This window comes from Collinsella sp. An7 (assembly GCF_002159335.1).
Lineage (GTDB): Bacteria > Actinomycetota > Coriobacteriia > Coriobacteriales > Coriobacteriaceae > Coprousia.
In genome coordinates, this window is the sequence record NZ_NFHP01000001.1 from 354,249 (window position 1) to 368,469 (window position 14,221).

At 60.7% G+C, this 14,221-nt stretch carries 19 protein-coding genes; 16 read left to right on the forward strand and 3 right to left on the reverse strand.

Translation table 11 applies throughout. The features are described from left to right. Positions 1-2 precede the first annotated feature (2 nt). Entirely contained in the window at positions 3-2,603 is a 2,601-nt protein-coding gene (locus B5G20_RS01610) for a U32 family peptidase (RefSeq protein WP_343283983.1), read from the reverse strand. A 367-nt stretch (positions 2,604-2,970) separates the two neighbouring features. After that, on the reverse strand, positions 2,971-3,507 hold the full coding sequence (locus tag B5G20_RS01615) for a PTS glucose transporter subunit IIA (RefSeq protein ID WP_087354361.1): 537 nt from the start codon (positions 3,505-3,507) through the stop codon (positions 2,971-2,973). 378 nt (positions 3,508-3,885) lie between these two features. Here B5G20_RS01615 and rplE point away from each other — a divergent pair, with 378 nt between their 5' ends. The 11 genes from rplE to map all read left to right on the forward strand — a co-directional run bounded on the left by rplE (position 3,886) and on the right by map (position 10,135). Further along, positions 3,886-4,443, forward strand: a complete 558-nt coding sequence (rplE, locus tag B5G20_RS01620; protein WP_087354363.1) for a 50S ribosomal protein L5 — start codon at positions 3,886-3,888, stop codon at positions 4,441-4,443. Positions 4,444-4,516: 73 nt separating this feature from the next. After that, positions 4,517-4,702, forward strand: coding sequence for a type Z 30S ribosomal protein S14 (locus B5G20_RS01625; protein ID WP_087205372.1), 186 nt, complete (start codon positions 4,517-4,519; stop codon positions 4,700-4,702). Between the two features lie 136 nt (positions 4,703-4,838). Beyond that, the gene (gene rpsH, locus B5G20_RS01630) at positions 4,839-5,237 is read left to right on the forward strand and encodes a 30S ribosomal protein S8 (RefSeq protein ID WP_087354365.1); all 399 of its coding nucleotides are present in this window, start codon (positions 4,839-4,841) and stop codon (positions 5,235-5,237) included. Between the two features lie 32 nt (positions 5,238-5,269). After that, positions 5,270-5,806 carry a 50S ribosomal protein L6 gene (rplF, locus tag B5G20_RS01635; protein WP_087354367.1) on the forward strand — a complete coding sequence of 179 codons (537 nt, stop codon included), beginning with the start codon at positions 5,270-5,272 and terminating at the stop codon, positions 5,804-5,806. 72 nt (positions 5,807-5,878) lie between these two features. After that, positions 5,879-6,241: a 50S ribosomal protein L18 gene (gene rplR / locus B5G20_RS01640; RefSeq protein WP_087354369.1), complete on the forward strand. Its 363-nt coding sequence runs from the start codon at positions 5,879-5,881 to the stop codon at positions 6,239-6,241. Between the two features lie 14 nt (positions 6,242-6,255). After that, positions 6,256-6,783 carry a 30S ribosomal protein S5 gene (gene rpsE / locus B5G20_RS01645; RefSeq protein WP_087354371.1) on the forward strand — a complete coding sequence of 176 codons (528 nt, stop codon included), beginning with the start codon at positions 6,256-6,258 and terminating at the stop codon, positions 6,781-6,783. 2 nt (positions 6,784-6,785) lie between these two features. Further along, positions 6,786-6,968, forward strand: coding sequence for a 50S ribosomal protein L30 (gene rpmD / locus B5G20_RS01650; protein ID WP_087354373.1), 183 nt, complete (start codon positions 6,786-6,788; stop codon positions 6,966-6,968). 3 nt (positions 6,969-6,971) lie between these two features. After that, positions 6,972-7,421 (forward strand): 50S ribosomal protein L15, encoded by a 450-nt coding sequence (rplO, locus tag B5G20_RS01655; RefSeq protein WP_087354375.1) that lies wholly within the window; start codon positions 6,972-6,974, stop codon positions 7,419-7,421. Further along, positions 7,415-8,698 carry a preprotein translocase subunit SecY gene (secY, locus tag B5G20_RS01660; RefSeq protein WP_087354377.1) on the forward strand — a complete coding sequence of 428 codons (1,284 nt, stop codon included), beginning with the start codon at positions 7,415-7,417 and terminating at the stop codon, positions 8,696-8,698. The genes rplO and secY overlap by 7 nt, the downstream gene beginning before the upstream one ends. Before the next feature lie 25 nt (positions 8,699-8,723). Next, entirely contained in the window at positions 8,724-9,350 is a 627-nt protein-coding gene (locus B5G20_RS01665) for an adenylate kinase (protein WP_087354380.1), read from the forward strand. Then, positions 9,347-10,135: a type I methionyl aminopeptidase gene (map, locus tag B5G20_RS01670; protein ID WP_087354382.1), complete on the forward strand. Its 789-nt coding sequence runs from the start codon at positions 9,347-9,349 to the stop codon at positions 10,133-10,135. The genes B5G20_RS01665 and map overlap by 4 nt, the downstream gene beginning before the upstream one ends. Positions 10,136-11,113: 978 nt before the next feature. Here map and B5G20_RS10090 read toward each other — a convergent pair. Next, positions 11,114-11,704 (reverse strand): hypothetical protein, encoded by a 591-nt coding sequence (locus tag B5G20_RS10090; RefSeq protein ID WP_143750190.1) that lies wholly within the window; start codon positions 11,702-11,704, stop codon positions 11,114-11,116. Between the two features lie 611 nt (positions 11,705-12,315). On the opposite strand from B5G20_RS10090, the gene infA reads away from it, so the two are divergent. The 5 genes from infA to rpsD all read left to right on the forward strand — a co-directional run bounded on the left by infA (position 12,316) and on the right by rpsD (position 14,207). Continuing rightward, the gene (infA, locus tag B5G20_RS10440) at positions 12,316-12,534 is read left to right on the forward strand and encodes a translation initiation factor IF-1 (protein ID WP_204207623.1); all 219 of its coding nucleotides are present in this window, start codon (positions 12,316-12,318) and stop codon (positions 12,532-12,534) included. Positions 12,535-12,664: 130 nt separating this feature from the next. Beyond that, on the forward strand, positions 12,665-12,778 hold the full coding sequence (gene rpmJ / locus B5G20_RS01680) for a 50S ribosomal protein L36 (protein WP_006363204.1): 114 nt from the start codon (positions 12,665-12,667) through the stop codon (positions 12,776-12,778). Positions 12,779-12,793: 15 nt separating this feature from the next. Continuing rightward, a complete protein-coding gene (rpsM, locus tag B5G20_RS01685; protein ID WP_087354385.1) occupies positions 12,794-13,168 on the forward strand; it encodes a 30S ribosomal protein S13 in 375 nt (124 codons plus the stop codon). 13 nt (positions 13,169-13,181) lie between these two features. Then, positions 13,182-13,589: a 30S ribosomal protein S11 gene (rpsK, locus tag B5G20_RS01690; protein WP_087205384.1), complete on the forward strand. Its 408-nt coding sequence runs from the start codon at positions 13,182-13,184 to the stop codon at positions 13,587-13,589. 21 nt (positions 13,590-13,610) lie between these two features. Next, positions 13,611-14,207, forward strand: a complete 597-nt coding sequence (gene rpsD, locus B5G20_RS01695; RefSeq protein ID WP_087354387.1) for a 30S ribosomal protein S4 — start codon at positions 13,611-13,613, stop codon at positions 14,205-14,207. Positions 14,208-14,221: the final 14 nt, after the last annotated feature.

Consider the following 14,221-nt stretch of genomic DNA (forward strand, 5'->3'; position numbering starts at 1 on the left):
GGTTAATCGACCCCTACAAAGAGGCAGCCGGCAAAGGTGTCTGGCTCGCGCTCGGCAGGGCGACGGCCCGCTCGGACGGCCTCAAGGGCGCGGCGGACGTGCGCTACCTGCTCGGCCACCTCAGCGGGGCTATCGAGCGTACCGTCAACAAGCAGTCGCGAAACGCCTGCCTCAAGAAGCTGCGGGAGCTGAGGCGTTAAGTCGAGCGCCCGGTCGGTGTAGAGACGCGAGCGGCCGCGGATGTCGGTCTCGACGGGAAAGCGCTTGCCGTCGATGTTCTTGAGCCACAGGCGCTTGGTGCGCAGGCGGCAGCGCGCGCAGTCGTGGATGCAGCGGTCGGCCACCTGTAGGATGCAGTGCTCGCTCGTCATAACGCGGGGGCGGCCCGAGACCATAAGGCCAAGGGGGAGCGGGGTAGTGCGGGCGAGCTCGGCAATCTCGTTGAGAGTGAGCTCAGGCGAGAGCCAGGCTGCCTGCGCCCCGCGGTGTGCCAGGAAGTCGCGGCAGAACGTGTTGTGCACGGGAATGCACGAGCGCAGCTCAGCCAGGGCGTCCCGCTCTGCAGCAAGGGCAAGTTCGGAGATGTTGCCAACCGCCACGGGCAGCCCCGGCGCGACCCAACGGTCGAGTCGCTCGTGGTCACCCGCACGGCAGACCTCATCGAGCACGGGGATAATGCCAAGCTCAGAGGCGTGCTCAGGGTCGGTAACGCCGGCCTGCTCTAGCGCATCGGTGGAGACATAGATGCGCTCCGCTTCGGCCCGACGGGCGGCCTCCGCCGCCTCGAGCGAGGCGACGGAGGCGCAGATGACGGGCGTGAAGCTGCTGTGGCCTTCGGTACTCGTCGTCGTATCGACAAGGCCAGCACGTTGGAGCGCGCGGCGGCAGGTGCGCAGGTCGAGCTTGCGGCCCGTCAACGCCTCGGCGCGTGTACGCGCGGGGACGAGGATAGCCCCCTCCAGCTCCGCGCACGCCTCGGTGCGTACGCGGTGCACGGCTGAGAAGCCCATGCCGCAGTCCTCGTCGAGCTCAATGGCAAACGACGCGGCCTCAAAGGGCGAGGAGCCCATGCGTCCCACATGTTCGATCAGATCGTCCGCCGTAACGGCGCGGCTGCGCGCCGTCTCGACGGTAAAGCCCTCGGCGCGTGCCGCCAGCGAAGGGTCTTCGCAGCAGGTGAGCTCCACAACAAAGGGCTCGCCGAGCCGTGCCACGATGCGCACGTCGACCGCTCGCTTGCGGGCAAACGGTCGGTGCAGGGCGGCGTCGGCCACATCGAGCGCCCGCTGACTACGGATGAGCCGCACCTTGCAGCCGGTGGGCATGGGGCGGGCGACCTCGACCTCAATCTCGGAGCCAGCGAAGGCATCTGCACGCACAAGGCCCGTCAGGAACTTGTCGGGCTCGCGGTCGTGCCGAAGCTCGAGCAGATCGCCCGCGCCCACCGGCGCATCCAGCCGGATGCACGCCATGCCGCGCGCCCCGCGCGCCGCGTCGCGCATCGACTCGCCCTTGGTGCGTGCCCGGCGCGGCGTAAACCCCACAACCTCGCCCACGAGCTCGCCGCGGTTGTTGGAGCGTTCGTAGCTCATCATCTCGTCGCCCGAGCAACCCTCTTGGTAGGCGCTCGTAAAGTCGCGATTAAAGCACCGCTTGAGCTGCCGGTTACGTGCAGAGCGCTCAGAGTCGTCGGGCGTGCGTCCCTCCATGGCGGTGTCGAGGGCGCCGCGGTAGGCGTCCGTCACGGCAAAAACGTACTCGGGGGCCTTCATGCGGCCCTCGAGCTTGAGCGCGTGCGCTCCGGCGGCGAGCAGCTCGGGAAGGAGCTCGACCGTGTTGTTGTCGCGCGGGCAGAGCGCACGCTCGCGGCCGGCAGGGGAGAGAACACGCCCCGATTCGTCTACCAGCTCGTAGGGCAGCCGACACGGCTGGGCGCACATGCCGCGGTTGGCGGACCGCCCGGCGCAGGCAAAGCTCGAGAGCAGACATACGCCCGAATACGAGAAGCAGATCGAGCCGTGGGCAAAGACCTCGAGCTCCACGGTGGGCTCGGCCTCGTGGATAGCGGCGATCTCAGGCACGGAGAGCTCGCGCGAGAGCGTCACGCGGTCGGCCCCGGCCTCGCGGCACCAGGCAACGCCGCGTGCGTCGTGGATATTGGCCTGCGTGGAGATGTGCGTCTCGACCTCAGGCATGCAGGCGCGCACGGCGGCAAAGAGTCCCCAGTCTTGGATGATGAAGGCGTCGGCTCCGAGCACCGCGCAGCGGCGGATGAGCTTGAGCGCGCGTGTGAGTTCGCTCTCCTTGATGACGATGTTCACCGTGACGTAGACGCGCGCACCTGCAAGATGCGCCGCGCGGCAGGCAGCCTCAAAGGAGTCGTCGGTAAAGTTCTCGGCCTTGCGACGGGCGTTAAAGGAGCCCATGCCGCAGTAGATGGCATCGGCGCCGGCGGCGAGCGCAGCGGTAAAGGCCTCGGGCCCGCCCGCAGGGGCAAGGAGCTCGGGGCGGGAGGCGCCGGCGCAGGAGGTCATCGCGGCGGGGGATGCCGGGACAGGGGCGGCGCAGCTGGTGGTGCCGGATGAAGCGAGGCGGTCGGTCACGGGTGGAACTCCTTGTGACGATACGGGTGCACAACAGATAAATGCCTGTTAGGTATAGCAAAAGGAACGGGTGCGGTGGTGGAGGAGTGGTGAGGGCGGCGTGGCGTACGTGCGCCCGTGCGGCGTGGCTGCGCGTTCACGCGCGTTCACGCGCCTGCGAGCTGTTCCACGCGGCGGCTCTACTACCAGGCTCTCACTTACGACCCGAGGTCGGCCTAAAGGGATGAGTTCGGGCCCTAAGTGAGAGCGTAATTCGCGATTCGGCAAGTAGCCTCCTCATGCGCTGCTGCATGGCGGCAAAGAAAAACCTCCCCGGCGCTCTGCCGGGGAGGTTTCTGTGCACGTGGAGAACTGTGACGCGTTTAGCCTACTTGCGCACGACCTTGACCACAGGGGTGCCGGCGGTAACGGCGGACTCGGGCTCAACCATAAGCTCCACGTCGGCAAACTCGGCGGTGTTGGAGACGGCGACCACAACGCAGTCGGGGTAGCCGGCAGCCTTGATCTTGGCGCGGTCCATCTTGATGATGGGCTGGCCCGCCTTGACGTAGTCGCCCTGCGTGACGTAGCCCGTAAAGCCATCGCCCTGCATGTTCACGGTGTCAACGCCAATGTGCACGAGCACCTCGACGCCGTCGGAGGTGGCAAGACCCACGGCATGACCCATGGTAACGGTCACGGCGCCAGAGACGGGCGCGTAGACAATCTCGTCATCGGGCCATACGGCGCAGCCCTTGCCGAGCACCTCGCCGGAGAAGACCGGATCGGGTACGTCCTTCATGGCAATGACGCGGCCGTTAGCGGGAGCGCAAAGCGTGTCGGCAGCCTCGGTGGCGGCAACGGCGGCGGGCTTGGCCGGAGCGGCGGGCTCGGCCTTCTTCTTGAACATGTCGAACAGACCCATGGGTAACTCCTTCTGCGGAATCGATAGATAGAACTTAGTATAGACCCCAAAGCTAGCAGCGGGTGTGGTGACGGGTGCGTTTTTCTCCCGCCCGCGCGCCGTCGGGCGCATCGGCCCCAATCGCCCTGCATGCAGGCAATTGTGGAAATCCGCAGCTTCGCGACTTTTTCTGGCATTTGCCGTCCAAGACGCGTATCATACCGACTCGTATTGCCCGGCTCCTGCCGGCCATTCGCCGTGTCGCGACAGACTCTTCGCAGCACGGTGCGGCAGGAGGCACGAGGACAACCCGAGCGCCTGCGCGCCCGCTCGCACGCCGAGAAACCGCGCTCGCCAAGAGGCCACGCCCCGTGCTTAAAACCCCAGAAGGAGTTCAAGATGGCAGAAGAGAAGTACGTTCCGCGCCTCAAGGCCAAGTACCTCAACGAGGTCAAGGCCGAGATGCAGGAGAAGTTCCACTACAAGAACGTCATGGAGATCCCCAAGTTCGAGAAGATCGTCGTGAACATGGGCGTTGGCGAGGCTGCCACCGACTCCAAGGCTATCGACGGCGCCGTGCGCGATCTGCGCGCCATCACCGGCCAGCAGCCGATGATCACCCGCGCCCGCAAGTCCATCGCCTCGTTCCGCCTGCGTGCCGGCATGCCGATCGGCGCCAAGGTGACCCTGCGCGGCGACCGCATGTGGGAGTTCTTCGACCGCCTCACCGCGGTGGCCATCCCCCGTATCCGCGACTTCCGCGGTATCTCCCCCAAGAGCTTCGACGGCCGTGGTAACTTCTCCATGGGCGTGACCGAGCAGCTCATCTTCCCCGAGATCGACTTCGATTCCGTCGACCGCACCCGCGGCATGGACATCACCATCGTCACCACCGCGAAGACGGACGAGGAGGCCAAGGCCCTTCTCGACTTCTTCGGTTTCCCGTTCAAGAAGTAGTCGAGCTTGTCGCCGGCCGGGGTGCCACGCCCCGGCCGGCGGCGGCATGAGAAAACGTGTTAGGAGGTAATCAGTGGCTAAGACATCGATGATCGTCAAGCAGCAGCGCAAGCAGAAGTTCTCGACGCGCGAGTACACGCGTTGCCAGCGTTGCGGCCGTCCGCACTCGGTCTACCGCAAGTTCGGCCTGTGCCGTGTCTGCTTCCGCGAGCTTGCGCTCAAGGGCGAGCTTCCCGGCATCAAGAAGGCCAGCTGGTAAGTCACTGCCAGCGCCTGTCCCGTCCGGAGCACCTGCGGGCGGCAGGCAGGGAAGAGCGCGCGTAGCCGAAGGCTCAGCCGTTATGGGCGGCTGAGAACCGTACGCGCGAGTTCATCAAGAACGAAGGAGAATCTGCATGAACCTCACTGACCCGATCGCAGACATGCTCACGCGTATCCGCAACGCGAATGCTGCGAACAAGGCCACGGTCTCGATGCCGAGCAGCAAGAAGCTCGTCGAGATCGCCCGCGTTATCTACGAGGAGGGCTACATCGAGGGGTACACCGTCGAGGACACCACCCCCGCCAAGACCCTCACAATCACCCTCAAGTACGGTCCCAAGAAGCAGAAGGTCATCACCGGCATCCGCCGTATCTCCAAGCCGGGCCTGCGCAAGTACGCCGGCGTGGCCGACCTTCCCCGCGTCCGCGGCGGTCTGGGCACTGCCATCGTTTCCACCTCGAGCGGCGTCATGTGCGATCGCGACTGCCGTAAGAAGGGCGTGGGCGGCGAGATCGTCGCTTACGTCTGGTAAACGGTTCGGCGCGTAGAAGGAAAGGAGACACCGTGTCCCGTATCGGTAAGAAGCCTGTCCAGATTCCCGCCGGAGTCGAAGTGGCAGTCGACGGTTCGCTCATCACCGTCAAGGGCCCCAAGGGCCAGCTCGAGCTCGAGATGTACGATCGTCTGAGCATCGAGATCGAGGATAACGTCCTCACCGTCGTTCGTCCCGACGACGAGCGCGACACCCGCGCCCGCCATGGTCTCACCCGCGCCCTCATCCAGAACATGGTCGTGGGCGTGTCCGAGGGTTACACCAAGGCGCTCGAGCTCGCGGGCGTTGGCTACCGTGTGCAGCTCAAGGGCAAGGACCTCGAGCTCTCGCTCGGCTACTCGCACCCTGTGATCTACACCGCCCCCGAGGGCATCACCTTCGAGGTGCCCGACAACACGCACATCAACGTGAAGGGCATCGATAAGCAGCAGGTTGGCCAGGTTGCCGCCGAGATCCGCGGCAAGCGTCCCCCCGAGCCCTACAAGGGCAAGGGCATCCACTACGTGGGTGAGCACATCCGCCGCAAGCTCGGTAAGGCCGCCAAGTAGCCTCCGCGCGCCAACAACTAAGTCCCGCACCCCGTCAGGTGCTGGCACGATCCTTTTGAAGGAGATAGAACGATGGATAAGAACAAAGCGAAGCTCGCGGGCCTCAAGCGCCGTCAGCGTCGCGTGCGCGGCAAGATCTTCGGCACGCCCGAGCGTCCGCGTCTGCGCGTGGTGCGCACCAACGCCAACATCTACGCCATGATCGTCGACGACACCAAGGGTCACACCCTCGTCTCCGCCTCCACGCTCGAGGCTGAGTTCAAGGGCGGCCACAACTCCAACAAGGAGGCTGCTGAGAAGATCGGCGAGCTCGTTGGCAAGCGCGCCATCGAGGCCGGGATCAAGCAGGTGACGTTCGACCGTGGTGGCCGTATCTACCACGGCCGCGTGAAGGCCCTCGCCGACGGCGCCCGTGCCGCCGGCCTCGAGTTCTAGGAGGTAGTGAGCACATGGCTCGTAATCGAGATAACAAGCAGCGCGAGGCCTCCGAGTTCGAGGAGCGCGTCGTCTTCATCAACCGTGTTTCCAAGACCGTCAAGGGCGGCCGCCGCATGAGCCTCGTGGCGCTCGTCGTCGTGGGTGACGGCAAGGGCAACGTGGGTCTGGGCATGGGCAAGTCGGCCGAGGTGCCGCTGGCCATCTCCAAGGCCTCGCTCGACGCCAAGAAGAACATGTTCCACGTGCCCGTGACCGAGACCGGCACCATCCCGCACGAGGTCGAGGGTCACTTTGGCGCTGGCAAGATCATCATCAAGCCCGCTATCGAGGGTACCGGCGTTATCGCCGGTGGCGCCGTGCGCCCCCTCTTCGAGCTGGCCGGCATCAAGAACGTCCTCTCCAAGTCGCTCGGTACCGACAACGGCCTCAACATCATCAAGGCCGCTGCCGAGGGCCTCAAGGAGCTCTCGAGCCCCGAGGAGGTTGCGGAGCGCCGCGGCCTCACCGTCGCTCAGATGTTCGTCGGTAAGGAGCAGTAACGATGGCTGACACCATTACGATCAAGCAGGTCCGCAGCACCAACGGCTGCAAGCAGGACCAGGTGCGCACGGTCAAGGCCCTCGGCCTGCGTCGCATCAACGACACGCACACGATCACCGACAACGAGTCGGTTCGTGGGATGATCTTCAAGGTCAAGCACCTTGTTGAGATTGTAGAGGAGTAACCCATGCAGCTTCACGATCTTACTCCGGCGCCGGGTTCGACGCACCGCCGCAAGCGCATCGGCCGCGGCAACTCCTCTGGTCACGGCACCACTGCGGGCCGCGGCCAGAAGGGCCAGCTCTCCCGCTCCGGTGGCGGCAAGGGCGCCGGTTTTGAGGGTGGCCAGACCCCGCTCGCGATGCGTCTGCCCAAGCTCCCGGGCTTCCGCAACCCGCGTCGCATCGAGTACAAGGCCATCAACATTGCCCGTCTCGACGAGAAGTTCGAGGACGGTGCGGTGATCGACGGCGCCGCGCTCGTGGCCGCCGGCATCACCAAGAAGGAGTTCGAGCCCGTCAAGATTCTTGGTGAGGGCGAGACCACCAAGAAGTTCACCGTCAAGGTCGATAAGGTCTCGGCTTCTGCCAAGGCCAAGATCGAGGCGGCTGGAGGGTCGGTCGAGCTCCCGTGCTAACTGGCCTGAAGAACGCTTTCCGCATCAAGGACCTTCGCGAAAAGATTCTCTTCACCATAGCGATGCTCGTGCTGTACCGTCTCGGTGCGCACGTGCCCGTGCCCGGTATCCCCTTCGGGGAGATGGTGGACCTGTTCAGCGGCGACAACTCTGTCGCCGCTGGCGCTATGTCGCTGCTGAATCTTTTCTCCGGCGGAGCGCTCTCCTATGTTTCGGTCTTTTCCCTCGGCATCATGCCCTACATCACGAGCTCGATCATCCTTCAGATGCTCCAGAGCGTGGTGCCGAGCCTTCACGAGCTTGCTCGTGAGGGCGAGGTCGGCCAGACCAAGATCACTCAGTATTCTCGCTATCTGACGCTGGCCCTGGCCCTCCTCAACTCGATCGGCTACCTGTTCCTCTTTAAGAGCTACGGCATCAACTTCAACGGTGCCGGCGCGCCCGAGATCATCTTCGACATCATGATCGTGGGCACGCTCACCGCCGGTGCCATGCTCATCATGTGGATCGGCGAGCTCATCACGCAGCGCGGCATCGGCAACGGCATGTCGCTCATCATCTTCGCCAACATCATGGCGGGGCTTCCGCAGGCCGTCATCTCGTCGGCCTCCGAGGGCACGATGGGCATCGTCGTCACCGTGGTGATCTTTGCGGTCATCCTCTGCGTGATCCCGCTTATCGTCTTCCTCGAGCGCGGCCAGCGTCGTATCCCGGTGCAGTACGCCAAGCGCGTGGTGGGGCGCCGCATGATGGGTGGTCAGTCGACCTACCTCCCCATCAAGGTCAACACCGCGGGCGTGGTGCCGATCATCTTCGCAAGCGCGTTGCTCTACTTCCCGGCGCAGCTGGCCGTGTTCTTCCCGGGCGTCGGCTGGGTGCAGGCCGTGGCCGGTGCGCTCGCGAGCGGCTGGATCAACTGGATCCTCAACGTGGTGCTCATCGTCTTCTTTGCGTACTTCTACACTTCTATGGTGTTCAACCCCGAGGAGACGGCTGATAACCTCAAGAAGCAGGGTGGCTTCATTCCGGGCGTGCGCCCGGGCAAGGCCACGGCGGCCTACATCAAGAACGCCCTCAACAAGATCACGCTCCCGAGCGCGATCTTCCTGGCGCTCGTGGCCATCGTGCCGTCCATCATCTTCTCGTTCACGGGCAACCAGCTCATCCAGTCCTTTGGCGGCACCTCGGTGCTCATCATGGTGGGCGTCGTGCTCGACACCCTCGCCAAGGTGGAGAGCCAGCTCAAGATGTATGATTATGACGGTTTCTTCAAGTAGTAAAGAGGCTTGAGAGGAGTCTGCCATGAACATCGTTCTGTTGGGGGCCCCGGGTGCCGGCAAAGGTACCGTTGCCCAGGAGCTTGTCGCCGACTTTGGGTTTGCCCACATCTCGACGGGCGACCTGCTGCGTGCTGCCGTTAAGAGCGGCTCGGAGCTCGGCGTCAAGGCCAAAAGCTACATGGACGCCGGTGAGCTCGTCCCCGACCAGCTCGTGATCGACCTCGTTAAGGAGCGTCTCCAGGCCGATGACGCCCAGAAGGGCTTTATCCTGGACGGCTTCCCGCGCAACACGGTTCAGGCCGTGACGCTCGACTCTGAGCTGGGCGCGATGGGGAACCCCCTCGATGCGGCGCTCCTCATCGACGTGGAGCCCAAAGTCATCATCGAGCGCCTTTCCAACCGCCGCACCTGCCGCGCCTGCGGCTTTACCGGCAACGCCTCGCATGAGGTCTGCCCCAACTGCGGCGGCGAAATGTACCAGCGCGATGACGACAAGCCCGAGACCATCGCCAACCGCCTCGATGTGTACGAGAAGAACACGAGCCCGCTCGTGGAGTACTATCGCGGCCAGGGGCGTCTCGACGTCGTCAACGGCGTTGGCACCATCGACGAGGTTCACGACCGTGTGAAGGAAGCGCTCGGTCTATGATCAAGATCAAGTCTGCAGAAGAGATCGAGCAGATGAAGAAGGCCGGAGCGCTGTCCAAGATGGCGCTCCGGCACGTTGGTGCGATGGTTCGTCCCGGCGTGTCGACCTTTGAGCTCGATCAGCTTGCGGAGCAGATCATCCGCATGCACGGGGGCGTGCCGACCTTTAAGGGGTACGGCGGCTTCCCAGGGTCCATCTGCGCCTCGCTCAACGAGGCCGTGGTGCACGGCATCCCCAACCCGGATATCATCCTGCGCGATGGTGACATCATCTCCATCGACACGGGTGCTACGGTTGACGGTTGGGTGGGCGATAACGCCTGGACTTTCTACGTGGGTAACCCCTCCCAGGAGGTCAAGGCCCTCTGCGAGGTCACGCTCGACTGCCTTAAGGCGGGTATCGAGCAGGCTGTGCCCGGTAACTCGGTGGGCGACATCGGCCACGCCATTCAGACCCTGGCCGAGCACCATGGCTATGGCGTGCTCCGTGAGTACGTGGGCCATGGCGTGGGCCACGTGATGCACGAGGACCCCAATGTCCCCAACTGGGGTCGAAAGGGGAGGGGGCCGCGTCTTGCCGCCGGCATGGTCATTGCCATCGAGCCCATGATTACGCTCGGTACGCACCACGTGAGCGTGGGTCCGGACGGCTGGCTCGTTACCACCGATGACGGTCTGCCTGCCGCGCACTACGAGAACACCATCGCGATTACCAACGATGGCCCGGTCATCCTCACACAGGATGCGCAGGGGCCGTGGTGTTCGCTCCAAGGCGGCGTCATGTAAGCTGCGCGGGCCCCAGGCACCGCATCTTCGCCTTCAATCGTCGGTCGGCGCCCTAAGGCGCCCTCCCTCCTCTTTCAGGCGAATCTGCGGCACCTGGGGCCCGCTCATTTCGCGTGATTGCATTTTGGAACACTGTTGTTATGTGTCATACAGAAGGTGCGAAAGCCCATCGGTGAGTGAAAACGCTACTATCTAGGATTGAGGAAAGGTTGCCGGTTATTGCGGACTAGGGTTGACAAATAATAGTAGCATCGAGGAAAGGGTGACGACGAAGACGCATTTTGTCCGGTGTGTTATATTGGTTGAAAGAGAGACATCAACCTGAGTCGGCATACCTTACCGAACAGATTCCCAGTCCATTAATATCCATATTATATCTTTGACCCACTGAGCTAACTATAAATTAATATTTAGTCAAAAATCATGATGAATACTTATAAAATATAAGACTAACTTCAGTTAATGAATTCTGTAACATATCTAGATAAACAAATTAGATAATCCCTAAATAATAAGTTCTTTTCTATCAAGTCTGAGTAATTTAAACCTGCCAGAAGCCTTGCTTCGAGATAAAGTCGATTACTATTCGAACAGAGGTAAAGCGATTTAGTCTCTACTACGAGATATACTTCCTCTTCGGCAGGAGCCGAAGCGTAAAGAGGTACATTTTGGGAGCAACGTGGAAACTCCAGATATGTAAAACACATATCACGCGGATGCAAGTGAAGCTTCTCATTTAGCAGAGAGTGCGCTACGTTATATTCCAACATAGACTGCCAAGGCTCGTTGAACTTCTTATCAAAACTTGAAAAGAATCTGTATCTGCTCTCTAGGAGTTTCATTATGATATTTAATGAATTCATGTGATACACCGCATTTGGTTCTTAAATTGATTTATCAAAAAACTCCTGACAACCCAAAAATATAAACGAGTTGTCAGGAGTCAGACCCTTGATTAAAAGAATGCAAAATTAAAAATTAACCTAGAACATGGATAATCCCATGGTCATTTATGAATGATAGCCAACCATTTAATAAGTCATATCCTTTCAAGTTCTCTGTTCGTAGATAAACTTGGTCAATATTGTCAGGCATTGAGAATCTAGTGACTTCAAAATAGCCACTCGTTGCTGCACTGACGGGATAATAATAGGGAGAACCGCCCTTGTATAGATCACAATATGTCGTTGTGTCGATTAAGGAGGGCGATTTAACGATAGCTCTGGTTAGTGAAAATTGATTAAAATAGAGTGATCCTTGCCAGGTTAGTTGTAAACTATAGTTACCAATGGGGCCACTTCTAAATACCGCACCATGAACACTAGCTACGCCACTTCTGGGTTCGATGGAAGTCCTATTAAGTAAAGAGCTGGCTTCTTGCGAGTTGATGAACTCTTCAAATGAAAGGTCAGATTCAATTACGGGAATTAGTACCTCAATGGTTGAATAATCGTTTGAGTCATTGAGGCGGCTTTGTAATGTCTCATTTTGTGCGTATGCAACAGTAGGTAAGAGCATGAGAAGGATAGAAAGGATGCCTGCTAGTAACCAAGTAGGTTTACGAGTCATGTCAACCTCCCTAGCTTTGAACCTGACACAATTATACTGGTGAGTAGCAAAGCAAAGCCGTTTGAAATAACTTGAATGGATAATTCTCCTAGCTATTAACCAGTTACTATCAAATTGAGGACCAGAGACAAAGAAAAGGTCTAAAGCTTTTAAAATGCGCGATTTTGCCACATGTATTTGTAAAGTGGATACGATATTTCCGCGCTCAATCAGGCCGCTCTAAGGGAAAAGACTTCGTGTATTACCATGTTATGCGTGTGAAACCGCTCAATGGATATAAGCTGTCGTTGTGGTTTGAGGACGGATTGAGTGACGTCTACGATCTCTCACCCTTGATCGGAAAGGGTGTATTCCAAAAGCTTGCGGACAAGATAGAGTTCAACAAGGTCTCAACGGACGGATTTACTGCGGTATGGTCCTGCGGTGTGGATATCGCTCCCGAGAGCTGTACGAGGGAAGTCTGGCCGCTCTGCTTGGGTGCGTTTCGGCGGCCGACCCTCCGACAGATACACGCTGTCCATTTATGGAGTCGATACGAAAAATCCACGATAGCGCGCCTTGGTGCGCTATCATATGCTGCTGCTGTAAGTTGGCGAGAGAAAGATGTGCCTGTGAAGAAGGAAGATGCCATCGAGCTTGAGGGCAAGGTAACCGAGCCGCTGCCCAACGCCATGTTCCGTGTCGAGCTGGAGAACGGCGCGTCCGTGCTCTGCTCCATCTCGGGCAAGATTCGCATGAACTACATTCGCATCCTTCCGGGCGACCGCGTGGTGGTGGAGATTTCTCCCTACGACCTCACCCGTGGGCGCATCACCTATCGCTACAAGTAAGCGGCGCCGCGCCGTGCTCCCGGTCGCTCAAGCCGGGGGAGGGGCGTGTCGTATCAGCCGGTTATTCACGTCTGCGGCTGGACGAGTAGATAGTAGGTATACGTTTGAGCACAACTGAGAGGATCGCATCATGAAGGTACGTCCTTCCGTCAAGAAGATGTGCGACAAGTGCAAGATCATTAGGCGCCATGGCAAGGTGCTCGTAATCTGCGAGAACCCGCGCCACAAGCAGCGTCAGGGTTAAAGAGAGGAGACTACGTTGGCCCGTATTAGCGGTGTCGACCTTCCGCGCGAGAAGCGCGTCGAGATCGGTCTGACCTACATTTACGGCATCGGCCGCACCACCGCCAGCAAGATCTGCGCGGAGACGAACATCAACCCGGACACCCGTGTCAAGGACCTCACCGAGGAGGAAGTTGACACCATCCGCAAGTACATCGATGAGGCCCACCTCATGATCGAGGGCGACCTCCGTCGTGAGCAGAGCCAGAACATCAAGCGCCTCATGGACATCGGCTGCAACCGTGGCCTGCGTCACCGCAAGGGCCTGCCGGTCCGCGGTCAGCGCACCCACACCAACGCTCGTACCCGCAAGGGTCCGAAGCGTCAGATCGGTGCCAAGAAGAAGAAGTAAGGAGAGCGCTTAGATGGCTACCGCAAAGAACAAGCGCGCCGCGCAGACCCGCATCAAGCGCGCCGACCGCAAGAACATCTCGGTGGGGCAGGCTCACATCCGCTCTACCTTTAACAACACGATCGTTTCGATCACCGATCCGCAGGGCAATGTCATCGCCTGGAAGTCCGCCGGTCAGGTCGGCTTTAAGGGTTCGCGTAAGTCGACCCCGTTTGCCGCCCAGATGGCCGCGGAGGCCTGCGCCAAGGCCGCCATGGAGCACGGTATGCACAAGGTCGCCGTGTTCGTGAAGGGCCCGGGCTCCGGTCGCGAGACCGCCATCCGCTCGCTCCAGGCCGCCGGCCTCGAGGTGTCGAGCATCCAGGACAAGACCCCCATCCCGCACAACGGCTGCCGCCCCAAGAAGCGTCGCCGCGTGTAACTCTGAAAGGATCGCTTTACCATGGCAATTGACAGGACTCCTGTTATCAAGCGCTGCCGCCAGCTCGGGATCGATCCCGTGGAGCTCGGCTACAGCAGCAAGAAGGAATCGATTCGTCAGCCCAAGCGCCGTCGCAAGGAATCCGAGTACGGCATGCAGCTGCGCGAGAAGCAGAAGGCTAAGTTCATCTACGGCGTGCTCGAGAAGCAGTTCCATCACTACTACGAGCGCGCACTCCGCATGGAGGGCGTCACCGGTGAGAACCTCATGACGCTGCTCGAGCGTCGTCTCGACAACGTTGTGTTCCGCCTTGGCTTTGCCCGCACCCGCAAGGAGGCCCGCCAGACCGTCCGCCACGGTCACTTCACCGTGAACGGCCGCCGCGTGGACATCCCCTCCTTCCTCGTCAAGCCCGGTGACGTTGTCGCCGTGGGCGAGAAGTACCGCGATCTCCTCCCCATCAAGGAGGCCCTCATCCAGTCCGAGCGCTTTGAGGTTCCCGGCTGGCTCGAGGTCGATATCGAGAAGCTCTCCGGCAACGTGCTCTCCCTGCCCACCCGTGAGCAGATCAGCACCGACATCAAAGAGCAGCTTATCGTCGAGCTCTACTCTAAGTAGTCCCACAGGGCTGC

What these genes read in the sequence shown, in the direction of transcription:
- rpsH (WP_087354365.1), top strand. Translation starts at nt 4,839, where the DNA reads ATGAACCTCACTGACCCGATCGCAGACATGCTCACGCGTATCCGCAAC.
- rpsD (WP_087354387.1), top strand. Translation starts at nt 13,611, where the DNA reads ATGGCAATTGACAGGACTCCTGTTATCAAGCGCTGCCGCCAGCTCGGG.
- rplR (WP_087354369.1), top strand. Translation starts at nt 5,879, where the DNA reads ATGGATAAGAACAAAGCGAAGCTCGCGGGCCTCAAGCGCCGTCAGCGT.
- rpsE (WP_087354371.1), top strand. Translation starts at nt 6,256, where the DNA reads ATGGCTCGTAATCGAGATAACAAGCAGCGCGAGGCCTCCGAGTTCGAG.
- rpsK (WP_087205384.1), top strand. Translation starts at nt 13,182, where the DNA reads ATGGCTACCGCAAAGAACAAGCGCGCCGCGCAGACCCGCATCAAGCGC.
- rplE (WP_087354363.1), top strand. Translation starts at nt 3,886, where the DNA reads ATGGCAGAAGAGAAGTACGTTCCGCGCCTCAAGGCCAAGTACCTCAAC.
- B5G20_RS01665 (WP_087354380.1), top strand. Translation starts at nt 8,724, where the DNA reads ATGAACATCGTTCTGTTGGGGGCCCCGGGTGCCGGCAAAGGTACCGTT.
- B5G20_RS10090 (WP_143750190.1), bottom strand. Translation starts at nt 11,704, where the DNA reads ATGACTCGTAAACCTACTTGGTTACTAGCAGGCATCCTTTCTATCCTT.
- rplO (WP_087354375.1), top strand. Translation starts at nt 6,972, where the DNA reads ATGCAGCTTCACGATCTTACTCCGGCGCCGGGTTCGACGCACCGCCGC.
- B5G20_RS01615 (WP_087354361.1), bottom strand. Translation starts at nt 3,507, where the DNA reads ATGGGTCTGTTCGACATGTTCAAGAAGAAGGCCGAGCCCGCCGCTCCG.
- map (WP_087354382.1), top strand. Translation starts at nt 9,347, where the DNA reads ATGATCAAGATCAAGTCTGCAGAAGAGATCGAGCAGATGAAGAAGGCC.
- rpmJ (WP_006363204.1), top strand. Translation starts at nt 12,665, where the DNA reads ATGAAGGTACGTCCTTCCGTCAAGAAGATGTGCGACAAGTGCAAGATC.
- rpmD (WP_087354373.1), top strand. Translation starts at nt 6,786, where the DNA reads ATGGCTGACACCATTACGATCAAGCAGGTCCGCAGCACCAACGGCTGC.